Consider the following 21,797-nt stretch of genomic DNA (forward strand, 5'->3'; position numbering starts at 1 on the left):
ACCGCCGACGAGGCCGTTTTACTTTAACCAAATGGCCTCCGCGATACCCGGGGCGATTCACCGGCCGTGGGCGCCCTGTTCCGCATCACCCCGGAAGTGTCGGTGTACGCGAACTACATCGAAGCCCTGACGGCGGGCGATACCGCGCCGCAGACCGCCAATGGCGCGCCGGTGGAGAACCGTGGCCAGGCGCTGGCGCCTTACGTGTCCAAGCAGAAGGAAGTCGGCGTCAAGTTCGACCGCAACGGCCTGGGCGCCGGTCTGGCGTTCTTCTCCATCGCGAAGCCGCGCGGCTTCACGGGCACCGACCAGGTGTTCCGCGAAGCGGGCGAGGATCGCCACCAGGGCCTGGAATTCACGACCTACGGCGAAGTCACGCGCAGCCTGCGCGTGCTGGGCGGCCTGACCTGGATCGATGCGGAACAGCGTTCCACCGGCAGCGCCACCACCGATGGCAAGCGCGTCATCGGCGTGCCGCGCTTCATGGCCAACCTGGGCGTGGAATGGGATATCCCCGGCGTGCAGGGCCTGGCCGTGGACGGTCGCGTGGTCTACACCGGCGCATCGTATGCCGATGCCGCCAATACGCTCAGGGTGCCGGGCTGGACCCGCTTCGACGCAGGCGTGCGCTACATGACCGACATCGGCGGCCGCCTGGTGACTTGGCGCGCGCGTGTCGAAAACATCGCCAACCGCGACTACTGGTCGTCCGTCGGCGGTTACGCGGGCAGCGGCTACCTGAACCTCGGCGCACCACGTACCTTCACGCTGTCGGCCAGCATGGAGTTCTGAAGCGGCTGGCGGATCAGAGCCCGCCAGCCGGTCTCCTCAAGGGGACGCCCTCAAGTGGGAAAACCATAAAAGCAGGCCCCGGAGCGATCCGGGGCCTTCGTTCATGCCGCTATGGCGGGCGCCTGCGCGCCCGGATCGATTACTCGGCCACCGTCACGAACACCGGGTTCGAGTAGAACCACAGGTCGTTGTAGTTGCGGGCATTGATCGCATCGAAACGCGCCGCGTTGTTCGAAATGGTCGAGCCGCTGATGGTCGCGTCGGCCAGCGGTTCGCCGTTGGCCATTTCGTTGGCGACGTTCACGCCCAGGTTGGTGCCGCGCAGGCGCAGGTACTGGTTGCCCGAGGCGGTCATGCGGTAGGTGATGACGTTGTAGCCGTCTTCGTCCACCGTCCAGTCGTCGCGGTCGAAGCGGGCCAGCACGCGGGTCGATGCGTTCGCCGCCGAGGCGTACTCGGGCGTGCCGGTCGCAGCGCGCTCGCCCACGTCGCCCACGATCAGGTCGACATGGTCCACGGTAGGCTTCACGAACGTGGGATTGCCGCTTTCGATCGGGTACTCGTAGTTGTTGCGCTCGGGGCTGCGGAAGCGGATGGTGACCTCGACTTCCTCGCCCGCCGTGGCCTGCACTTCGCCGCCCATCTGCGCCGTGCCGGCCACGCTCTGCGCCGAGAATTCCAGTGCGTCGATCAGGTCGCCGAACACGCTGAACACGCGGCCGCTCTTGAGGCCCGCCACCACCGAGGCCATGTCGTCGCCGTCCTTGTGGACATAGGTCTTGGCGTACTCGCCCGGCGCATAGCCGCTGCTGTTGCCGTTGTTGGTGCGGAAGTGGAAATCCGAGTCGGCCACCGTCCAGATGCGGCGGCCTTCGCCCAGCAGCGAATCCCAGATGCCGCCCAGCTGCGCCACCATGACGTCGGTGCCGCCGTAGGTGCGCGCCGGCGCGACGTAGCCGCCGCGGTCCGGTTCCATCTGGTTGCCGACCATGCCTTCGATGGCGAAGAACTGGTCGGGGGCGATGTCGTGCATCTCGCGCACGTTCGCGGCGCTGTAGCGGTCCACGTAGCGCAGCGGATGGTTCAGCAGCATGTAGCTGTCGGGATGGTTGTCGCGCAGCCAGGTCAGCGCCGTCATGGCATCGGCATGCGTGGTGTAGGCGCGCGGCGTGCTGCTCAGGCGGGTGACCAGCGCGGGGTCGAACATGCTGGCCGGGCGGTTGGTGAACAGGTATTCGAATTCCGCCACGGCCGTAAGCGATGCATCCGACATGGGGTCGTTCACGCCGATGCCGATGTTGACGTGGTCGTGCGTGGGCATGTCCCACTCGAAGGACGAGAAGATGATCTTGTCCTTATAGCGGCCCAAGGCCTGCTGTTCCTTGATGAACGGCACTTCGTACGTGGCCATGCCCTGCGAGAACGGGATGGGAGCGGGCACGATGTCGGCGCCGGTATGGTCGCGGCGGTCGGAGCGCAGATGGTTCGAGATCGCGGCCCAGTCCAGCTGGTAGCGGTCGAAGGCCTGGTCCAGCACGGATTGCAGGCTGACCTGCGCATCGTCGGACTGGAAGGTATGGATATGCAGGTCGCCCTTGCTCCAGGCGCCGGTTTCGACAGGCGCGGGCGTCGGCTCCGGGGCCGGCTGTTCCGTGGCGGGCGGCGTGGGTGGCTGTTCGTCGTCCTTGTCGCTGCCGCCGCAAGCGGTCAGCATCGTCGCGAAGAAAACGGGCAGGAGTGCCCGGCGAAGTTGGCTTTGGCCGTACTGCATGTTCATAACCGGAAATCCATAGACGAGGCGCCAGGAGGCGGCGCCTTTCAACGAGGCGCAAGTATTGGCATCAGGGATTACCAGAGGGTGACAGCTTGGCGTAAGCGATTCATTCCTTCGTCTGGTTGTCATGAACGCCTTGCCCGTGGTACCGCATGAGGGCATGCCACAACGAAAAAGGCCCTGGATCTCCAGGGCCTTGCGCAAATACGCGGCGCGCCAGGCGCCGCAGGGCAGTCGTCTTACACCTCGATCACGTCGGCCACGTCCTTGTAGTCGGCGATCTTGTCGAAGTTCAGGTACTGGTAGATCTGGTCGCCGCTCTTGTTGATGACGCCCATGTCGGCCATGTACTCGTCCTTGGTCGGGATGCGGCCCAGGCGCGAGCAGATGGCGGCCAGTTCGGCCGAACCCAGGTACACGTTCGTGTTCTTGCCCAGGCGGTTCGGGAAGTTGCGGGTGCTGGTCGACATCACCGTCGCGCCTTCACGCACCTGCGCCTGGTTGCCCATGCACAGCGAGCAGCCCGGCATTTCGGTGCGCGCGCCCGCCGTGCCGAATACGCCGTAGTGGCCTTCCTCGGTCAGCTGCTGGGCGTCCATCTTGGTCGGCGGGGCGACCCACAGCTTGACGGGGATGTCGCGCTTGCCTTCCAGCAGCTTCGACGCCGCGCGGAAGTGGCCGATGTTGGTCATGCAGCTGCCGATGAACACTTCGTCGATCTTGGCGCCGGCCACGTCGGCCAGCGTCTTCACGTCGTCGGGGTCGTTCGGGCAGGCCACGATGGGCTCATGGATGTCGGCCAGGTCGATCTCGATGACGGCCGCGTAGTCGGCGTCGGCATCGGGCTGCAGCAGTTGCGGATCGGCCAGCCAGGCTTCCATGGCCTTGATGCGGCGGCCCAGCGAGCGCTCGTCTTCATAGCCGTTGGCGATCATCCACTTCAGCATCACGATGTTGCTGTTGATGTACTCGATGATCGGTTCCTTGTTCAGGTGCACCGTGCAGCCGGCGGCCGAGCGTTCGGCCGAGGCGTCGGACAGTTCGAACGCCTGTTCCACCTTCAGGTCGGGCAGGCCTTCGATTTCCAGGATGCGGCCCGAAAACACGTTCTTCTTGCCTTGCTTGGCGACCGTCAGCAGGCCCTGCTTGATGGCGTACAGCGGAATGGCGTTGACCAGATCGCGCAGCGTGACGCCGGGCTGCATCTCGCCCTTGAAGCGCACCAGCACGGATTCCGGCATGTCCAGGGGCATCACGCCCGTGGCGGCGGCGAAGGCCACCAGGCCCGACCCGGCGGGGAACGAGATGCCGATGGGGAAGCGGGTGTGCGAGTCGCCGCCGGTGCCCACGGTGTCGGGCAGCAGCATGCGGTTCAGCCACGAGTGGATGACGCCGTCGCCGGGACGCAGCGAGATGCCGCCACGGGTGCTGATGAACTGCGGCAGCGTGTGGTGCGTCTTGACATCGACGGGCTTGGGATAGGCGGCGGTGTGGCAGAACGACTGCATCACCAGGTCGGCCGAGAAGCCCAGGCAGGCCAGGTCCTTCAGCTCGTCGCGGGTCATGGGGCCGGTGGTGTCCTGGCTGCCGACCGAGGTCATGCGCGGCTCGCAGTAGGTGCCCGGACGCACGCCCTTGCCTTCCGGCAGGCCGCAGGCACGGCCGACCATCTTCTGGGCCAGGGTGTAACCCTTGCCGCTGTCGGCCGGATCCTTCGGCAGGCGGAACAGCGTCGAGGCGGGCAGGCCCAGCGCTTCGCGCGCCTTGGCGGTCAGGCCGCGGCCGATGATCAGCGGAATGCGGCCGCCGGCGCGCACTTCGTCGAACAGCACGTCGGACTTCACTTCGAACGTGGAGATGACCTCGCCGTTCTTCAAAGCCTTGCCTTCGTACGGACGCAGTTCGACCACGTCGCCCATTTCCATGCTGGAGACGTCCAGCTCGATGGGCAGGGCGCCCGCGTCTTCCATGGTGTTGTAGAAGATCGGGGCGATCTTGCTGCCCAGGCACACGCCGCCGAAGCGCTTGTTCGGCACGAAGGGGATGTCTTCACCCGTGAACCACAGCACCGAGTTGGTGGCCGACTTGCGCGACGACCCCGTGCCGACCACGTCGCCCACGTAGGCGACCAGGTGGCCCTTTTCCTTCAGGTCCTGGATGAACTTGATCGGACCGCGCTTGCCGTCTTCTTCCGGCTGGAAGGCGGCGCCGTCGCGCTTGTTCTTCAGCATGGCCAGCGCGTGCATCGGAATGTCGGGGCGCGTGGTGGCGTCGGGGGCGGGCGACAGGTCGTCGGTGTTGGTTTCGCCGGGCACCTTGAAGACCGTGACGGTCAGGCTCTCGGGCAGTTCGGGACGGCTGGTGAACCATTCGGCGTCGGCCCAGCTCTGGACCACGGCGCGGGCGTTTTCGTTACCCTTGTCCGCCTTTTCCTTCACGTCGTGGAAGGCGTCGAACATCAGCAGCGTCTTCTTCAGGCCTTCGGCCGCGACGGCGCCGACTTCGGCGTCGTCCAGCAACTGAACCATCGGGCCGATGTTGTAGCCGCCCAACATCGTGCCCAGCAGTTCGGTGGCCTTGGCGCGGCTGATCAGTGCACACGATTCGGAGCCCAGCGCCACGGCGGCCAGGTACGAGGCCTTGACCTTGGCGGCATCGTCCACGCCGGCCGGCACGCGGTGCGTCAGCAGCTCCAGCAGGTTCTGCTCTTCGCCGGCGGGCGGGTTCTTCAGCAGCTCGATCAGATCGGCGGTCTGCTGCGCGGAGAGGGGAAGGGGAGGAATGCCCAGCGCGGCGCGCTCGGCCACGTGTTTGCGATAGGTTTCCAGCATGGATGCCTGCCTAGAGAAGTCGGGTTGGCGGAAGGGTTTCGGCAGCGATTGTAGAGGCAACCGAGCCGTGGGGGCAAATGTCTTATATCTTATATAAGAGTTGAGGGCCAATCGCATCCATACCCGTGGCGTGGGCACGACGATTGCTGCGCCGCAGTAGGTCGGACGGCCCCGCACGGGGCCGGTATCGTATCCAGAAAAGGAGCCTTCATGACCTACAACCTCTGGTATTGGGACGGCATTCCCGGCCGCGGCGAGTTCGTGCGGCTGGCGCTGGAAGCCGCCGGCATTCCGTACCGGGAATGCGCCCGCGAACCCGGCGCCACGGCCCGGACCGTGGCCGACGACATGCAATCCGACCGCAAGCACCCGCCGTTCGCGCCGCCCTACATGGAGGCCGGGCAGTTGACGCTGGGGCAGACCGCCAACATCCTGCTCTACCTGGGCGAGAAACACGGGCTGGCGCCGGAGTCGGTGTCGGGCCGCTATTGGGTCAATCAATTGCAGCTGACCATCGCCGACATGGTGGCCGAGGCGCATGACACGCACCATCCCATCGCGGCCAGTGATTACTACGAGGATCAGCGGGAAGAGGCCGCGCGCCGCGCCGAGAATTTCCGCACCGAACGCATTCCGAAATTCCTGGCGTATTTCGAACGGGTATTGGACAGTGCGCAGGGCGACTGGCTGGCGGGAGGCGGCCGCTGGAGTTATGCCGACCTGTCCTTGTTCCATCTGGTCGATGGCCTGCTGTACGCCTTTCCCAAGCGCATGGTGTCCGTGTCGGCACGGTATCCGAAGGTGATGGCGTTGCATGAACGCGTGGCCAACCTGTCCGCGCTGCAGGACTATTTCGCCAGTGGACGAAGGCTGCCGTTCGGCGACGGCATTTTCCGTTATTACCCTGAGCTGGATGGGAAATAGCGGGCCGCCCGGGCAGGGCGGTTCCATGCGCCCGCGCAGATGGGGCGGCGCGACAGCGCCTACAATCCCACGGTCAACCGCCTTCCATCCGTTCGCATGGCCTATTTCCGCCGCCGCTACTCCACGCCGAATCCCCATGCCGGCGCCTACGCCGACCCGTATTCGTCCGTGGCGTCCGATCCGGCGCTGGCGCCCGCCAGGCTGCCCGCCCGCGTCGCGCCGGCCGCGCGCCAGGCCGCCGCCGCACTTTCCGCGCTGGGCGGACCGTTCGCCGTGGCCGACCTGGAAACCACCGGCCTGTCCACGGCCTCTTGCGAAATTCTCGAATTCGCGGCGGTGCGGGTCGGTGTGGATGGCCTGGTCGAACGCGAATACACCCAGGTCGTGCGCGTGAAATCGCGCGTGCCGCCGTTCATTTCGCAGCTTACCGGGATCACGCAGACCGAAGTCGACCGGCATGGCGTGCCGATGCACGATGCGTTCGGCGCCTTCCTGGATTTCGTGGGCGAGGTGCCGGTGTTCTTCCACAACGCCTCGTTCGACCGGCGTTTCCTGCTGGCGGCCGCCGAGACCACGGGCATGCCCTTCGCCAATCCCACGCACTGCACGCTGGCCCTGGCGCGCCGTGCCTGGCCGGAACTGGCTTCGCACAAGCTGGGGCTGCTGGCGCAACATCTGGGCGTCAGCGCGCCCACCCACCGCGCGCTGGCCGACGTGCACACCACCGTGGCGGTGGCCCTGGCGGCCCGTACACGTCTCGGTACGGTTTGATTCCCAGATGTTTCGCTGACTGCAAGCTGATTTCAGCCGATTTCGAACCCCTTCCCCTGGCTGACACGATCCTTATACTGAAATCTCCCAAAACGGAGTAAGGACGTGCCATGTACAAGCGCTTGATTGCAGTCATGTTGAGCTGCTCGCTGCTGGGCGTCAGCGGCCTGGCCCAGGCCGACGATGATCGCGGCCACGATCGCGGTCGCCATGAACATCGAGACAAGCATCACGGCAAAGACCGCCGTGACCACGACCGGGGTCGCCATGAATGGCGCGGCGCCCGCGACGATCACCGCGACTGGCGTCACGATCGCCGCGGTCCTCCCCCGCGCATCGTGGTCGAACGGCATTATCACCAGGCCCCGCGCTACGCGCCGCCCCGCCATTACCAGCGCTGGTCGCGCGGCGAGTACGTGCCCGTGCCGTATCGCGGCGGCCACTACGTCGTGACCGATTACCGCGCACGCCACCTGGCGCCGCCGCCGCACGGTTCCCACTGGATCAGCGTGGGTTCCGACTATTTCCTGATCGGCATGGCAACGGGCATGGTGCTGCAGTCCGTGCTGAGTCAATAAGCACAGTGGATCCGAAGGGGCCTGGGCTGCGGACACGCCCGGCCCCGACTCGCGTGCCTCATCCCGCATACCCGTCTGTCGGCGGCACCTCGAAGGCTGCATCGCGCTAGCATAGGCGGATCGGGACTTCACCCACCGCGCACCGCCGCGGCTGCCCATGCCGACGATCATCGACGCGCCTGCCAGCCTGGATGCCCTCATTTCGCGTTGCCGCCATTTCGAGGCGGACCTGCACGCGGGCACGGCCGGTGGATTGCAGGACATTCCCAGGCCCGTGCGCGATTTCTTTCCGGCCAGCAATCCTCATCCGCGCCTGCCCGGCATGTGGGCGCCGCTGGTCTGGCTGCTGGCATGTTCATTGGCGATGACCGGCATCGATGCCGTCATCCTGCAGGTCTTGCCGCGTTCGCCGGGCGAGGCGGCGCCGCAGGTCTTGCTGATCATGCTGGTGAATGTGATGGCGGCGATCGTGGCGGTCATCGGCATCGTCGGCGCGGCGCGCGCGTCCAGCCGGGCCCTGGACGCCCTGCGCCGCATGACGCAGGGCATGCTGCTGGCGGCGGCGGGCGTGGCCGTGCTGGCGATCCACGCGGGCCTGTTCTGGATATTTCCCACGCTCACCCTGCTGGGCGCGCTGCTGATGTGGCTGGCGCTGACCTCGCGCGCCTTCTGCCTGTGGGGCGGCTACCAACTGGCCGGCCGGCAGGTCCGCACTTTGCGCGGGCATGCCCGCGCGGCCTGATTACCAGCCCACCGCCGCGCCGTCGCTGCGCGGATCGCTGCCGCCTTCCAGCAGGCCATCGGCATGGCGCACGATCGCCCCGGCGTGGCCCATGGTCTCGTCGTAGGCCTGCAGCACGTCCACCGGGTGGCCCAGTGTGCGCAGCGTATCGATGGTGTCCGGCGGGAACCGCGACTCCAGCTTCAGCGTCTCGCTGCTGTTGCCCCATGTTCGGCCCAGCAGCCAGCGCGGTGCGTCGATGGCGGCCTGCGGGTTCATGCCGAAATGCGCGATGCGATTGAACACGGCCGCCTGCGATTGCGGCTGGCCATCGCCGCCCATGTTCCCATAGACCATCGTGCGTCCGTCCGAGAAGCGCGCCAGCGCGGGATTCAGGGTATGGAAGGGCTTGCGGCGCGGCATCAGCGGATTGCGCGATTGCGGATCCAGCGAGAAACTGCAGCCGCGGTTCTGCCACTGCAGGCCCGAATGCTCCAGCACCACGCCGCTGCCGAACTCGTGATAGATGCTCTGGATGAAGCTGACCGCCACGCCGTTGGCGTCGATCACGCCCATCCACACCGTGTCACCCGGTCCCTTGCCGCCCGCCCAGGCGCCAGCCATGCCGGGCCGCACGTGCGCGGCCATCTCGTCCAGGCGGTCGGCGGCCAGCAACTGTTGCGGGTCGATGCTCATGTAGGCGGGATCGGTGATGTCGCGGTCGCGGATCGCGAAAGCCTGCTTGGTGGCTTCCACGCAGGCATGCACGAACGGCGCGCCCAGCGGATCCATGCCGTCTTCCAGCAGGCGGTCGAGCTGGCCCAGGATCAGCAGCGACACCAGGCCCTGCGTGGGCGGCGGCATGTTGTAGACGGTGCCCAGCGTATGCGTCAGCGCCAGCGGCGTCTTCCAGGCGGCCTGGTGCGACTGCAGGTCGGACAGCCGCAGCGGACTGCCCACGCGCTCCAGGTCGCCGGCGATGCTGTGCGCCAGGTCGCCCTGGTAGAAATCGTCCAGGCCCTGCATCGCCAATTGCAGCAGCGTGGCGGCCAGGCGCGGCTGGCGGAAGCGGCTGCCGATGGCAGGCACTTCGCCATCAGGCAGGAAGGTCTGCGCGAAACCCGGCACGTCGGCCAGCTCGTCGCGCTTGGCGGCAATGCAGGCGGACAGGCTGCGCGACACCGGGATGCCGTCGCGCGCATAGCCGATCGCGTCTTCCAGCAGGCGCGCCACCGGCATGCGGCCGCGCAACTCCTGGCGCGACCAGGTGTAGGCCGCGTCCCAGCCGGACACGGTGCCGGCCACCGTATTGGCCGCCAATCCGCCGCGGAACGGAATGCTGTCCAGGCCGCGCGCCCGGTAGGAATCGATGCTGGCGGCGCCCGCCGCCGCGCCACAGGCCTCCAGGCCCAGCGGCGCATGGCCCGGCCGGCTGATCAGCCAGAAGCCGTCGCCGCCCAGGCTGTTCATGTGCGGATAGACCGCGGCAATGGTGGCCGCGGCCGCGATCATCGCCTCGACGGCGTTGCCGCCTTCACGCAATACGGCCAACGCGCTTTGCGAGGCCAGGGCATTGGGGGCGGTCGCCATGCCGCGTGTGCCGCGGGCGGGATGAGAGGGATGCTGCACGGAGTAGCCTCTGGATAAGGCGCCCGGCCAGGGCGCGGGGATCGGTGATGGGGCCGCGCCATTGTAGGTCGCGGCCCGCCGGTATCCGAGCGGGCGCGGATCGCGTGCCGTCGCGCCGCCTTACAGCACCTGCTGTTCGTGATGCACGTCCGGGGGCGACTCGAAATACGGGCCCACCAGCTTGCGCCACGCCTGGAAGTCGTCCGACTGGCGGAAGTCCACCATGTGGTCGTCCACGGTTTCCCAGTCGACTACCAGGGTGTAGCGCTGCGGATTCTCGATGCTGCGATACAGCTGCATACCATGGCAGCCTTTCGCGCGCAGGAACAGCGGCTTGGCCTGCGCCACGCCGGCCTCGAACTCGGCTTCTTTACCGGCCTGCACGCGGATGCTGGCGATTTCCTGGATCATTTCCTGTCTCCGATGGATGCCGCGTCCACGACGGCGCGGCCAGGACGCCAGTATGGCGCAAGCGGCCCGGCCATGCGACCGTCTTGCGTATATGATGATGCGCCTGGGAGGGCCATCGCGGCCTGGGAGTAGCCATCATGCATTTCCTGCTTTTCTACGACGTGGTGCCCGATTACGTGGCCCGCCGCGCGGCCTGGCGTGAAGAACACCTTGCCCTGGCCCGCCAGGCCGCGCAGCGCGGCGATCTGGTGCTGGCCGGCGCGCTGGCCGATCCCGCCGATGGCGCCGTGCTGCTGTTCCAGGGCGACAGCCCCGCCGCGGCCGAAGCGTTCGCGGCAGCCGATCCCTATGTCCGCGAGGGATTGGTCACGCACTGGCGTGTACGAACCTGGATGACTGTGGTCGGGGAGGGTGCGGCGCATCCCGTGCCGTGACGTTCCATGCCGTTCTCCCACCTGCTGCTGGCCCTGTCCGTCGTTTTCGTCTGGGGCACGAATTTCGTCGTCATCAAGTGGGGGCTGGACGAATTTCCGTCGTTCCTGTTCTCGGCCCTGCGCTTCCTGTTCTCGGCGTTGCCCTGGATCTTCCTGCTCAAGCGTCCGGCGGTGCCCTGGACCCGCATGGCGGCCATCGGCACCCTGCTCAGCGTTGGCCAGTTCGGACTGCTCTACTGGGCGATGCGGCAGGACATCTCGCCCGGCCTGGCCTCGCTGGTCGTGCAGGCGCAGGTCTTCTTCACCATCCTGCTTGCCATGCTGATCAGCGGCGAGCGCCTGCGCCTGCTGCAGGTGGCCGCGCTGGTGCTGGCGGTGGCGGGCTTCGCGCTGGTGGGCTGGCACAGTGTCGTGGATGCGCGCGCGTCCGTCACCCTGGTGGGGTTGTGCATGGTCCTGTGCGCGGCCTTCTGCTGGGGCTGCGCCAATACCCTGGTGCGTGGCGCGGGCAAGGTCAACATGCTGGCGCTCACCACCTGGAGCAGCCTGTACGGCACGGTGCCGGTACTGGCCGTCAGCCTGTTGGTCGAGGGGCCGGCCGTCATCGCCGACGCGGTGTCGCACGCTTCCTTCAATGGCTGGATGGCCGTGCTGTGGCAAGGCCTGGGCAACACCACGTTCGCCTTCGGCGCCTGGAACTGGCTGCTGTCGCGCCATCCTGCTTCCACCGTCACGCCGACCGCGCTGCTGGTGCCCGTGCTGGGCATGCTGTCCTCGGCCTGGCTGATGGCCGAGCCGTTGCCGGGCTGGAAGCTCTACGCCGCCGCCCTGGTGCTGGGCGGACTGGCGCTGAATCTGTATGCGGGCCGCGTTGCGGCGCGGCGCGCAGTGCCGCAGGCCTAGGGCTTTCCGGATTTCGTTCCCGCCGCAACATTCTTGCGTTGCCGTACTTCGCGGATTTGAGGCTATCCTGCCGATAAAATCCGGCATTTCCGCGGCGGGCGTCTTGGCGCTCGATTGTCGATTCGGTATAGTTTCCGAGGAATGGATACGCGGAGCCGCGCGGCGATGGAGACGTTCGTGGACTATGAGAATCTGCTGTCGCGCGCGGCGTGCGGTCTGTTCGAATGCGAGCCCGATGGCACGCTCAGCTACGCCAATCAGGCCTACGCCGATCTCACCGGCCAGGCCATTCCCGACCTGATCGGCAAGCGCTCCTTTCTGTCCCTGCTCGATCCCAACACGCCCGAAGTCGGCATGGGCGGGCCGCAAAGCTGGCTCAAGGCGCTGGCGGCCGACCGCCATTTCGAGCAGGAATGCGTCTATCAATGCGGCGACCGCTCGCGCCGCACCGTGCTGCAGGCCATCTCGCCGCTGCGCCAGAACGGCCGGCGGCGCTATGTCGGCGTCACCATGGACGTGTCCAGCCGCGCCGCCGAAAGCCGCAACGCCTGGTACGCCTCGCATCACGATGCGTCCACGCGCCTGCCCAACCTGTTCCTGTTCGAAGAGCGTCTGGCCCTGCTGCTGCGCCGGCGTCCCGTCGCGGTGATGTCGCTGGGCCTGGACGACATCGGCACGCTGCCGCGCGCCAGCGGCCTGCCCGAATGGGAGAACGCCGTGCTGGCCGTGGCCGACCGGCTGCGCACCTTCAGCGGCTACGATGGCGTGGTCTCCCACCTGGGGGCGGGCGAATTCCTGATGGTGCTGGACGGCGGCGAGCCCGCCGTGCCGACGGCGCAGGCCATGCTCAAGCGCGTCAGCGAACCCTTGCAGGTCAGCGGCCGCATGGCCTATCCGCGCGCCAGCGCCGGCCTCTACGAACACCAGGGCGGCGGCGACACTGCCTGCGCGCACGATCTCATCCGGCGCGCGCATCTGGCGCTGTCGCATGCCCGCCAGGGCGGCGGCAACAGCCTGCGGGTGTTCGAGCCGAAGATGGAAAGCGCGCTCAGCGACCGCTGGGCCCTGGCCAGCGACCTGGCCGCTGCCGTGAATGCGCACAGTCTCTATCTCGACTACCAGCCCGAGTTCGACCTGATGGACGGACGCATGCGCGTGGCCGAGGCCCTGGTGCGCTGGCGCCATCCCGTGCGCGGGCAGGTCAGCCCCGCCGAATTCATCCCGGTGGCCGAAACGGCGGGCCTGATGGAAGTGCTGGGATCCTGGGTGCTCGAAACGGCATGCCGCTTCGCCCGCATGCTGCAGACGCGCTACGAAGATCCGCCGAGCGTGGCGGTCAACGTGTCGCCCGTCCAGTTCCGCCGCCCCGATTTCGCCGATGAAGTCGTCGACGTGCTGGTGCGTACCGAGTTGCCCCCCCAACTGCTCGAACTCGAGGTCACCGAGGGCGTGCTGATGGAAGGGGGCAAGGAGATCGAAGCCACGCTGCAACGCCTGCACGCCATGGGCGTGAGCCTGGTGCTGGACGATTTCGGCACGGGTTTCTCGTCGCTGGGCTATCTGGCGCGCTATCCGGTCGATCGCCTGAAGATCGACCAGTCCTTCGTGCGCAAGCTGCCCGATGACGCGCGCAGCCTGGCGATCGTCACCGCCGTCATCGGCATGGCCCGCGCCCTGAAGATCGAGGTCACTGCCGAGGGCATCGAGCACGAGGCGCAGGCCGAGGTGCTGCGCGGCCTGGGTTGCACGCTGGGGCAGGGCTTCGGCCTGTCTCGGCCCATGGCCGAGCGCGCGCTGGTCAACATGCTCAAGCCGCGCTTCGGCTGATTCAGCCCTTGGCGGGCGGCGGAGGGCCCTCGGGCGTCGGCGCATCCGGCGGCGGCGCCACCGCCGAGTTCTCCGGCGGAACCAGGGGCTCCTGCGAAACGGGCGCCGTTTCCCGCAACAGCATCGTAGCCTGTGGCGACATCTCCAGCCTGGCCTCGGCCAGGCGCCGCAGAATCTCGAACAGCAGCTTGCTGCGCGTCACGTAGGCCGCGCGCGGCGAGCTGACGTAGCCCACGGCGTTGAACATCAGGCGGTCGCCCTCGATGCCGTCCAGGTATACGTCGGCCGCGGGCGTCTCCAGGATCTCTTCGCGTTCGGCGAAGGCGGACAGGATCAGTTCGCGCACTTCGTCCGGATGCGTGGCCAGCGGCATCGGCAGGCGGATCTGCACGCGGCCCAGCGGATTCGAGTGCGTGACGTTGCGCACGGTCTTGGTGATGAATTCCGAGTTCGGCACGATCACCGTGGACCGGTCCGCCATCTGGATTTCGGTGGCGCGCACGTTGATGCGCTGGATGTCGCCCTCGATGCCGCCCAGCGACACCCAGTCGCCCACGCGCACCGGCCGCTCGGCCAGCAGGATCAGGCCCGAGACGAAGTTCTGCACCACCGCCTGCAGGCCGAAACCGATCCCCACCGACAGCGCCGACGCGATCCACGCCACGCGCTCCAGCCCCAGGCCCAGCACCGACAGCGACAGCGACACGGCGAACACGATGCCCGCGTAGCCGAACAGCGTGGCCGCCGAAGTCTGCATGCCCGGGTCGAAATTGGTGGTGGGCAGATAGCGGTCGGTCAGCCAGCGCTTGAGCACGCGCACGGCCAGGATGCCCAACGCCAGCGACAGCAGCGCCTGCAGCAGCGAACCCGGCTTGAGCTGGATTTCGCCGATCTGCAGGCCGCGGTGCAGCAGGTCCAGGCGATGGACCAGTTCGTCGGGACCTTCGCCGAAGGGGCTGGCCAGCAGCACCGCCGCCACCATCAGCACCGCGATGCGGCTCGCGCCCGACAGCAGCACGGCCGCCTGCTGGCGCAACTGCGACTGCGGCGTCTTTTCATCGACGTAGCGGCCTGCCAGCAGCGTGGTGAAACCGTCTTCCAGCAACACCGAGATCAGATACGCCGACGACACCACGATCAACGCCCACAGGCCCTGGCCGACCATGAAGGTGCCGAAGGCCGCGTAGCCGACCAGGATGCCGCCCAGGCTGACGATCAGCGCCAGCCAGGCCAGGTTGACGATGATGCCCACCCAGAACGGACGCGGCGGCGCCGGCTGGCCGGCGTCGGCGCCCGCGTCGGCAGAGGCCTCGGCGAGCGCGGCGGCGCGCCGGCGGCGTTCGCCGCGCATCAGCGCCACGGCCAGCACGCCCCCCAGCGCCAGGGCCGTCAGGCCGTTCAAGGCGATGGTGGCGGTCAGGCTGATGTTGAGCAGGGCAGGCAGCCGTTGCGACAGCCACATCAGCACCGTCAGGATGGCCAGGCTGCTGGGCAGCCAGCGTAATCCTTCGGCCACGGCATCGGGTAGCGGCAGCAGGCGCCACGACGGGCGGCTGGCCGACAGCAGGGCATAGCCCAGGCCGGCAATGTAGCCCGCCAGGCAGACGATGCCGACCATGTCGCCCAGCAGGGACTGGATGTCGTCGTCCAGCGACCCGCTCCAGGTCAGGGCGATGCTGAGCAGGCCCGCCACCGCACCCGGCACCGCCGCGCCCAGCAGCGCCAGCGTGGCGGCCAGGAACGAGCGGCGCAGGCGGCCCGGCGGCACGCGCGTGCTGGTCAATCGCAGCAGCAGTTCGCGCAGCCAGCGCCGTATCGCCAGCAGCCCCGCCAGCATGATCACCAGCGCGATCCAGGCCCAGGCGGGCGTTTCGCTCATGCTGGCCAGCAGCTCCCGTCCCAGGTCGCCCACGCGGCGCAGGTCGCGCGGCGCCTCGTTGCGCAATTCGCGCCAGAAGGTGCCGGACAGGAATGTGCCGCGCCGCTCGCCCAGCCTTTCCTGGAACTGGTTGCGGCGCATGGCGGAGATGCGCTCGCCGGTCTGGCTCGCCTCGACCGACAGCAGGCGCGCCAGCTTGACCTGGGCGTCGACACTGCTGCTGGACTTTTCCAACTGGCGGCGCTGCTCGGCCACGTCGGGCGCTTCCTTGACGTCCTCGGGCACCGGGCCCAGCTGGTTCAGCCGGGCGGTGACGTCCGCCAACTGGGGGGCCAGCGACTCGGCCAGGGCATCCGCCTGGGATTGCACCTGCTGCACGTCGCCGCGCCACTTTTCCAGGTCGCTGTCGGCGGGCTTGCCGTCCAGGCCCTTGCGGATGGCGTCGATACGCTCACGCGCCTGGGACAGCTTGGTGTCGGCATCCTGCGCGTCGTCGGGTTGCGCATGGACGGCGCCCGCGGCCATCAGGGCCGCCAGCGCCAGCAGGCAGCACAGCATCCAGCCGCGCAGGCGGCCTGCAGAGGGGAAATTCTTGGACTTCATGCGCACACGGCGTTCGTCTTTTGGGAGCGGGCAGCATAGCAAGTCTGCCCAGGGCGGGTGCGACAAAATCTGTCGAGGGGGAAGGGGACCGTCTGCCCGATGCGGGGAGTACGCGCCCCCCCATGCGTCCCCAGAACGGTCATACCGCGGCCGATGCCGGTATCGTGTATCGATCCGCCCCAAGGCGCGTGACGTGTGCGGCGCGCCGAGCCAGCAGCAAACAAAAGGCCGTCCACGTCAGCCGTCCCATCCCGAAACGCGTGCAGAAGCGCGTTTCGGCGGAGGCAGAGCGCGGACGGCCTTTTGGCCGCCGGGGCAGCCGGTATTTAGACCGGCAAGACCACGGACACGTTCGGGTCGCCGGCGGCCACGGTCAGCACCTGCTGGCTGGCCACCGCGGGCGAGGCGGGCGCCTGGTCGCCGTCCAGCGGCTTGAGCTTCTTGAAGGTGCAGGACAGTTGGCTTTCGGTCAGCGAGACCACCGCATAGCCTTGCGCGTTGGTGTCGGCGTACTTCATCCAGTTGCTGTTGAACAGGTTCAGCGTGTCGTTGAACGTGTTGGTGATCACACCGGCCGATTCCGAATAGATCAGTGCGCGGGCGGCGGCGAATGCCGGGTTGGTGTCGACCACGTTCTTGAAATAGCTGAAGAACGAGTTGCTGGACACCCCTGCCGTCACCAGGTCGACCATCACGGGCTCCAGGTCGGCGGTCGCCACGTCGTAGTCGGCCATGACCGAGCCGGCGAAAAAGGCGTGGATGTCGCCGGTCAAGGCCACCACGTTCTGGATGCCGTGGTCGCGCAGATGCGCCATCATGTTCTTGCGCTCGGCGTTGAAACCGTCCCACTGGTCGACGTTCAGCAGGTACTCGTTCAGCAGCATCGAGGGCGGCAGTTGTGCAGTCAGGGCGCCGACTATGGTCGTAATCGTGGCCGACGGCACGCTTGCGCCCTGAAGCAATGCGGTGAGGTTGTCGAAGGACGTCTGGGCGACGGTCTCGCTCTTGTCCGCATCGGTCAGATCCTGGACCAGCGCATCATTGATCTGGCTGGCCAGGCCGGCAAGAGAGGGCGCCAGGGCCAGCAGCCCCTGAGTCATCAGGCCCGCCACGGCCCGCGTGCCGTCGACCTGCATGCGCAGCAGCGACACTTCATTGCCCCACAGCTTCCAGGTGGCGGTGCTGTTCTGCATCTGGCGCTTCCACCAGGCGCGTTGCGTATCGCCCAGGATGGAGACCGGGGTCAGGTTGTCGGGATCGCCGCCCATCTTGGTGGTTTCTTCAAAGGCCAGCAGGGCCTTGGGCACGAAGTACCGGCTGCCGATCTCGCTGCCGATTTCCGTTTCCGCAATGACGTGATCCGTGCGGTACAGACGCTGGTCGGTCATCACCAGCGAGGCCAGCTTACCGAAGCGGAACGCACGGTAGATCTGGATGTTGTTGAACGACGGATTGCTCAGGTCCAGGCTGACGTCGGCCGGCATGAATTCGAACCACGCCTGGTTGGCGCTGCGGCGGCGCGCGGTGCGCGGCGTTTCATCGTCGCCCACTTCGTACGTCTGGTGATCCTGCCAGCAGTCGTCCGAGAACTCGTGGTCGTCCCAGATCGCGATCATCGGGAAACGCGCGTGCAGCGCCTGCAGACGTGGGTCGGAACGGTAGCTGCGGTACAGCGTGCGGTAGTCGGCCAGCGTGGTCGCGTAAGTCGCGCCGTCGGCGCCTACCGTGCCATCGGGCAGCGTCAGCTTGCCGTGGGCGCTTTCCACCACGCCCGACTGGAAGTCCGCGCCCACGGTCTCGTACACGTAGTCGCCCAGGTGCACGATGAAATCCAGGTCTTCCTTCACCAGTTCGTCGAAGGCGGCCCAGTGGTTCACGCTCCAGTCCTGACAGGAGATGAACGCGAAGCGCAGTTCGTCGACCGATGCGGCCTCGGCGGGCGCGGTGCGCGTGCGACCGACGGTGCTGACGGTCCCGCCCACGGTGAAGCGGTAGTAATACGTCGTGCCGGCCAGCAGGTTGGTGATCTTGTGGCGGACGGTGTGATCCCAGTCGGGTTCGGCGTTGATCGTGGCGTCGGTCAGGTTCACCTTCTGGGTGAAGGCTTCGTCGTAGGCCAGTTCCACCTTCACCGGCACGGCGTTCTCGGCATCGCCTTCGATACGAGTCCACAGCACGATGCTGTCCGGACGCGGATCGCCCGAGGCCACGCCTTGCGGGAAGCTGTAGGTGATGGAGCCGTTGGCGGGCGGCGTCTGGCCGCCCGACTCGCCGCCGCTTTCATTGCCGTCGTCGTCATTGCTGCCGCCGCAACCCGCCAGGCTGGTCGTGGCGACGGAAACGGTGAGGAAGCTGCCCCATTTAAGGAATTTTCTGCGGTCCATGAATATGCGTCCGGTATGTGTCTATGCAGACAGGCGGTGCTGTCTGTCTGGCGTAATAAGTCGTAAGCGCGCTTATTACCGCATCGGGCCATTGCATCGGCGTGACAGATCAGGGGACGGACTGGCCGGCGGAGCGGGCGACGGATATAAGGCATGGACCCGATTGCCGCCCATACCTGCGTCGGCATGCCCCCGCGATTTCCGTTATTTGCATATACCGGGGCGATCGCGAATAATCCCGCGGCGCCATGACATCTCCACCCGATACCTCTTCAACGCCGACTTCCAGGCCGCGCCTGCCCCGTCCCATGCTTGCCGGCGCCACCTGGCGCGAGCGCATCGTCTCCTGCTTAGGCGCCCTGGTCGCCATCGGCCTGACCGGCCTGATATGCGGACTGATGTTGGGCAATGATCCGCAATTGCCGCTGCTGGTGGCGCCCATGGGGGCATCGGCCGTGTTGCTGTTCGCGGTGCCGTCCAGCCCCTTGGCGCAACCCTGGTCCATCATCGGTGGCAACACGCTGTCGGCCTTCATCGGCTATGGCATGAGCCACATCATCCCGCATCCCCTGCTGGCGGCGGGGGCGGCCGTCGGTTTCGCCATCGCCGCCATGTCGATCGCGCGCTGCCTGCATCCGCCGGGCGGCGCCGCCGCGCTGACGGTTGCGCTGGGCGGCCCGGTCGTCGCCAAGTGGGGCGCGCTGTTCCCCCTGGTTCCCGTGGCGCTGAACTCCTGCATCCTGGTCTGCCTGGGCATCCTGTTTCATCGGCTGGCCCGCCGGGCCTATCCGCACAATGCGCCCGCGCCGGCCAACCCGCATGGCACCGCCGATCCTCCGCCTTCGACCCGCGCCGGGCCGCGCCACGAAGACGTGGAGGCGGCCTTGGACAGCCTGGGTGAAACCTTCGACATCGATGCGCAGGACCTGCAGCGCCTGTTGCACGAGATCGAGCAGCAGGCGCTGCTGCGCACGCACGGCAGGCTGCTGTGCGAGGACATCATGTCCCGCGACGTCATCTCGGTTGCGCCCACGGCCACGCCTGGCGAGGCCCAGGCGCTGCTGCTGCGCCACGACGTGCGCCTGCTGCCGGTGCTCGATGGCGATGGCCATCTGCAGGGCGCCGTCGGCTTGCGGGAGTTGCTGCAGCCCGCCGACACCGTGGCCAGCCTTCTGGCGCCGGCGCGCACCGCCGACCCCGGCCAGCCCGCCGTCGCGCTGTTGCCGACCCTGACCGATGGGCGTGCGCACGCCGTCATCATCGTCGATGCGCAACGGCGCGTGGTGGGATTGGTGTCGCAAACCGATCTGCTGGGATCCTTGGGCAAGGCGCATCTGGCGGCCTCGCCGGCCTGATCGGCGCGGCCGAGTGCCGATCCGGGGCCGGCGATCCTCGTCCGTGCAGCGCTGCGCGCAAGGTTCAGCGCTTCCTACGGGAGGGATTCCTCGCCTCGTGTCACCCGCGCTTGCGCCGCTCGCAACTCGTCGCGCAGCCAGGCGCGCAGTGCGAGCAACGGCGGCCAGTCGCGCACTTCCGGCCGATACACCAGGTGATAGGTCTGCGTGTCCTCATAAGGAATGGACAGCGGCGAGATGCGCTCGAGCCGGCGTTCCACCAGCGCGTCGGCGGCCAGCAGCTCGCGTGTCAACGCCAACCCCAGTTCCTGTTCGGCGGCTTGCAGCAACAGGCCCGCATCATTGAACACTGCCACGGGCATTACGCGCGTGCGCACGCCGGCCGCCTGGAACCAGGCCTGCCAGAGATCCTTGTCACCCAACAACGGCTCGCGGGTCAGGGCGTCGGGCGGTGCATCGCGCAACCGTTGTGCGGCGTTGGGCGATCCGACCACCACCCAGGACAACGGCGCTTCCAATAGCGGCTCGGACTCCAGGCCCGGCCAGGGGCCCCGACCGTAGCGCAAGGCGGCATGCAGCCCGGCGCGAGGCAGGTCCACCACGTTTTGCGATGCCTCGATCTCCAGCGCAAGGTGAGGATGGCGGGCGCGCCAACTGCCCATGCGCGGCAGCAGCCAACGTTGCGCGAAAGACGGCAGCACCGTCACGCGCAAGCGTTGTTCCGCCCCGCTGGCCACGGCGGCGGCGGCCTGCACTCCCTCTTCCAGCATGCCGAGCGCGGTGCCCACGCTGCGCAACAGGGTCTGCCCGGCGGCATTCAACACGACGCCGCGACCGCGCCGCTCGAACAGTTCGAACCCCAACTGGGTTTCCAGGTTGCGGATCTGCTGGCTGACCGCGCTATGCGTCAGATGCAGTTGGGATGCCGCCGCCCGCAGATTCTGCAACTCTGCGGCGCAGCGAAAGACGGGCAACGCATTAAGGGGAAGGCGGCTCATATTGGTAAGAAAAATCGACCGAATTGGGAGAAATATATCGATTTTACTGGATGTTTTGGGCGGATATTGTGTCCACATATCTTCCTGGAGCGCGCCATGCCTCTCGATTTCCGGACCCAACCGTTGTCGCCACCCTTGTCAGCCCGGCCGGACTGCTCGTTTCGCAAGGGCTTCTGGCGCCGCCTGGCCTCCTGGTTCCACAGGCAAGGTCCGCAGAAAGCTGCGGTGCCGACCTCGGGCGAGATCCTGCATATGGACGATTGGATGTTGAAAGACATCGGGGTACCGCATCAGGTCCGCGACCTGGCGGCTCAGGCCCGGGCGCGTCAAGCGCGCGCGGGATGGGACGAGCACATCTGGTAGCGCATGGGGCAGGCGGTTGGCGGACGGTTTGTTTGAGGGGGCCCTCTATACCTATAGCGCTATAGCGGAGCCTCTGTAGAGGGGCCGGTCATCTTTGAAGGGGCCTATTTGTGCTCTTCAAAAGAACCGTGCTATAGTTAACGGCTCGGCAGTTGAAACGTTCTACGCAATAGCGACGACGCGGTAGGTGCCGAGCAAGCAGGGTAGTGAAGAAAGGTCTGGTCAGTGCGTTGTTTTGCCTGCGGTTTTGGGCGAGGCGGCTGCCGAGGTGGTTCCGGAGCTTGGCGCGTAAGGCGCGGCGGAGGAATCCCGGTCAACGAGTGGTTGGTTGGCTGCAAACGGTAGCGAAGCGGATTGATTTGACACGCTGAAAAAACTTCTTCATAATCTCGTCCCTCTGTTGCTGAAACGGCAGCGAGACGAAGTGAAGAAAGTTAGGTCAAGTGGTTGTTTTCTGAGGGGTTTTTTCAGAAAACGCGCTTATCCGGAGCGGTTCTGAGGTTTGGCGCGACGCGCGGCTTCGGGATCCCGGTCAACGAAACAGGTTGATCGAAAACGGGAAAGCGAAGCGAGCTGACTTGACAGCGTTAAAAAACTTCTTCATAATCTCGTTTCTCTGC

The 21,797-nt window shown here is 66.9% G+C and carries 16 protein-coding genes and 1 pseudogene; 10 read left to right on the forward strand and 7 right to left on the reverse strand.

What is annotated here, in order from left to right:
• Positions 1 to 54 precede the first annotated feature (54 nt).
• Positions 55 to 792 (forward strand): annotated as a pseudogene (locus A7W11_RS26945) (TonB-dependent receptor); the annotation flags it as partial.
• A gap of 139 nt (positions 793 to 931) precedes the next feature.
• Here A7W11_RS26945 and A7W11_RS26950 read toward each other — a convergent pair.
• Positions 932 to 2,563: a CehA/McbA family metallohydrolase domain-containing protein gene (locus A7W11_RS26950; RefSeq protein WP_066422006.1), complete on the reverse strand. Its 1,632-nt coding sequence runs from the start codon at positions 2,561 to 2,563 to the stop codon at positions 932 to 934.
• A gap of 242 nt (positions 2,564 to 2,805) precedes the next feature.
• The gene (acnB, locus tag A7W11_RS26955) at positions 2,806 to 5,397 is read right to left on the reverse strand and encodes a bifunctional aconitate hydratase 2/2-methylisocitrate dehydratase (protein WP_066421951.1); all 2,592 of its coding nucleotides are present in this window, start codon (positions 5,395 to 5,397) and stop codon (positions 2,806 to 2,808) included.
• Between the two features lie 210 nt (positions 5,398 to 5,607).
• Between acnB and A7W11_RS26960 the strand changes: the two genes are divergently transcribed.
• The 4 genes from A7W11_RS26960 to A7W11_RS26975 all read left to right on the forward strand — a co-directional run bounded on the left by A7W11_RS26960 (position 5,608) and on the right by A7W11_RS26975 (position 8,412).
• Positions 5,608 to 6,321, forward strand: a complete 714-nt coding sequence (locus A7W11_RS26960; protein ID WP_066421955.1) for a glutathione S-transferase — start codon at positions 5,608 to 5,610, stop codon at positions 6,319 to 6,321.
• Positions 6,322 to 6,417: 96 nt separating this feature from the next.
• Positions 6,418 to 7,092 carry a 3'-5' exonuclease gene (locus A7W11_RS26965; RefSeq protein WP_235816996.1) on the forward strand — a complete coding sequence of 225 codons (675 nt, stop codon included), beginning with the start codon at positions 6,418 to 6,420 and terminating at the stop codon, positions 7,090 to 7,092.
• 110 nt (positions 7,093 to 7,202) lie between these two features.
• Entirely contained in the window at positions 7,203 to 7,670 is a 468-nt protein-coding gene (locus tag A7W11_RS26970; protein WP_066421958.1) for an RcnB family protein, read from the forward strand.
• A 157-nt stretch (positions 7,671 to 7,827) separates the two neighbouring features.
• A complete protein-coding gene (locus A7W11_RS26975; protein WP_066421961.1) occupies positions 7,828 to 8,412 on the forward strand; it encodes a hypothetical protein in 585 nt (194 codons plus the stop codon).
• On the opposite strand, the gene A7W11_RS26980 is transcribed toward A7W11_RS26975, so the two are convergent.
• Both A7W11_RS26980 and A7W11_RS26985 read right to left on the reverse strand, forming a co-directional pair.
• Positions 8,413 to 9,981 carry a gamma-glutamyltransferase family protein gene (locus A7W11_RS26980; protein WP_066421963.1) on the reverse strand — a complete coding sequence of 523 codons (1,569 nt, stop codon included), beginning with the start codon at positions 9,979 to 9,981 and terminating at the stop codon, positions 8,413 to 8,415.
• A 159-nt stretch (positions 9,982 to 10,140) separates the two neighbouring features.
• The gene (locus A7W11_RS26985) at positions 10,141 to 10,431 is read right to left on the reverse strand and encodes an antibiotic biosynthesis monooxygenase family protein (protein WP_066421965.1); all 291 of its coding nucleotides are present in this window, start codon (positions 10,429 to 10,431) and stop codon (positions 10,141 to 10,143) included.
• Between the two features lie 137 nt (positions 10,432 to 10,568).
• Here A7W11_RS26985 and A7W11_RS26990 point away from each other — a divergent pair, with 137 nt between their 5' ends.
• The 3 genes from A7W11_RS26990 (at position 10,569) to A7W11_RS27000 (ending at position 13,595) form a co-directional block, all read left to right on the forward strand.
• Positions 10,569 to 10,865 (forward strand): YciI-like protein, encoded by a 297-nt coding sequence (locus A7W11_RS26990; protein ID WP_066421967.1) that lies wholly within the window; start codon positions 10,569 to 10,571, stop codon positions 10,863 to 10,865.
• A 6-nt stretch (positions 10,866 to 10,871) separates the two neighbouring features.
• Positions 10,872 to 11,768, forward strand: a complete 897-nt coding sequence (locus A7W11_RS26995) for an EamA family transporter (RefSeq protein WP_066421976.1) — start codon at positions 10,872 to 10,874, stop codon at positions 11,766 to 11,768.
• Positions 11,769 to 11,945: 177 nt separating this feature from the next.
• A complete protein-coding gene (locus tag A7W11_RS27000) occupies positions 11,946 to 13,595 on the forward strand; it encodes a putative bifunctional diguanylate cyclase/phosphodiesterase (RefSeq protein WP_162270318.1) in 1,650 nt (549 codons plus the stop codon).
• Position 13,596: 1 nt separating this feature from the next.
• Here the strand turns inward: A7W11_RS27000 and A7W11_RS27005 are convergent, their stop codons facing one another.
• Positions 13,597 to 16,077 (reverse strand): DUF3772 domain-containing protein, encoded by a 2,481-nt coding sequence (locus A7W11_RS27005; RefSeq protein WP_082887543.1) that lies wholly within the window; start codon positions 16,075 to 16,077, stop codon positions 13,597 to 13,599.
• 326 nt (positions 16,078 to 16,403) lie between these two features.
• Complete coding sequence (locus tag A7W11_RS27010; RefSeq protein ID WP_066421991.1) at positions 16,404 to 18,461, reverse strand: alkaline phosphatase D family protein; 2,058 nt, start codon at positions 18,459 to 18,461, stop codon at positions 16,404 to 16,406.
• A 248-nt stretch (positions 18,462 to 18,709) separates the two neighbouring features.
• Between A7W11_RS27010 and A7W11_RS27015 the strand changes: the two genes are divergently transcribed.
• On the forward strand, positions 18,710 to 19,816 hold the full coding sequence (locus A7W11_RS27015) for an HPP family protein (protein ID WP_066422002.1): 1,107 nt from the start codon (positions 18,710 to 18,712) through the stop codon (positions 19,814 to 19,816).
• Between the two features lie 74 nt (positions 19,817 to 19,890).
• Here A7W11_RS27015 and A7W11_RS27020 read toward each other — a convergent pair whose 3' ends face one another.
• Positions 19,891 to 20,814: a LysR substrate-binding domain-containing protein gene (locus tag A7W11_RS27020; protein ID WP_156523267.1), complete on the reverse strand. Its 924-nt coding sequence runs from the start codon at positions 20,812 to 20,814 to the stop codon at positions 19,891 to 19,893.
• A 96-nt stretch (positions 20,815 to 20,910) separates the two neighbouring features.
• Here A7W11_RS27020 and A7W11_RS27025 point away from each other — a divergent pair, with 96 nt between their 5' ends.
• Positions 20,911 to 21,177: a hypothetical protein gene (locus A7W11_RS27025; RefSeq protein ID WP_066422004.1), complete on the forward strand. Its 267-nt coding sequence runs from the start codon at positions 20,911 to 20,913 to the stop codon at positions 21,175 to 21,177.
• The last annotated feature ends 620 nt before the right edge of the window (positions 21,178 to 21,797 follow it).

The sequence above is a fragment of the Bordetella ansorpii genome (assembly GCF_900078315.1).
GTDB classification, from domain to species: Bacteria; Pseudomonadota; Gammaproteobacteria; order Burkholderiales; family Burkholderiaceae_B; genus Bordetella; species Bordetella ansorpii.

Excerpts from the sequence above, each read along its gene's own strand:
- A7W11_RS26970 (WP_066421958.1), top strand. The coding sequence starts at position 7,203 with ATGTACAAGCGCTTGATTGCAGTCATGTTGAGCTGCTCGCTGCTGGGC.
- A7W11_RS27020 (WP_156523267.1), bottom strand. The coding sequence starts at position 20,814 with ATGAGCCGCCTTCCCCTTAATGCGTTGCCCGTCTTTCGCTGCGCCGCA.
- A7W11_RS26950 (WP_066422006.1), bottom strand. The coding sequence starts at position 2,563 with ATGCAGTACGGCCAAAGCCAACTTCGCCGGGCACTCCTGCCCGTTTTC.
- A7W11_RS27015 (WP_066422002.1), top strand. The coding sequence starts at position 18,710 with ATGACATCTCCACCCGATACCTCTTCAACGCCGACTTCCAGGCCGCGC.
- A7W11_RS26990 (WP_066421967.1), top strand. The coding sequence starts at position 10,569 with ATGCATTTCCTGCTTTTCTACGACGTGGTGCCCGATTACGTGGCCCGC.
- A7W11_RS26965 (WP_235816996.1), top strand. The coding sequence starts at position 6,418 with ATGGCCTATTTCCGCCGCCGCTACTCCACGCCGAATCCCCATGCCGGC.
- A7W11_RS26980 (WP_066421963.1), bottom strand. The coding sequence starts at position 9,981 with ATGGCGACCGCCCCCAATGCCCTGGCCTCGCAAAGCGCGTTGGCCGTA.
- A7W11_RS27025 (WP_066422004.1), top strand. The coding sequence starts at position 20,911 with ATGCCTCTCGATTTCCGGACCCAACCGTTGTCGCCACCCTTGTCAGCC.
- acnB (WP_066421951.1), bottom strand. The coding sequence starts at position 5,397 with ATGCTGGAAACCTATCGCAAACACGTGGCCGAGCGCGCCGCGCTGGGC.
- A7W11_RS26975 (WP_066421961.1), top strand. The coding sequence starts at position 7,828 with ATGCCGACGATCATCGACGCGCCTGCCAGCCTGGATGCCCTCATTTCG.
- A7W11_RS27005 (WP_082887543.1), bottom strand. The coding sequence starts at position 16,077 with ATGAAGTCCAAGAATTTCCCCTCTGCAGGCCGCCTGCGCGGCTGGATG.
- A7W11_RS27010 (WP_066421991.1), bottom strand. The coding sequence starts at position 18,461 with ATGGACCGCAGAAAATTCCTTAAATGGGGCAGCTTCCTCACCGTTTCC.
- A7W11_RS26960 (WP_066421955.1), top strand. The coding sequence starts at position 5,608 with ATGACCTACAACCTCTGGTATTGGGACGGCATTCCCGGCCGCGGCGAG.
- A7W11_RS26985 (WP_066421965.1), bottom strand. The coding sequence starts at position 10,431 with ATGATCCAGGAAATCGCCAGCATCCGCGTGCAGGCCGGTAAAGAAGCC.
- A7W11_RS26995 (WP_066421976.1), top strand. The coding sequence starts at position 10,872 with ATGCCGTTCTCCCACCTGCTGCTGGCCCTGTCCGTCGTTTTCGTCTGG.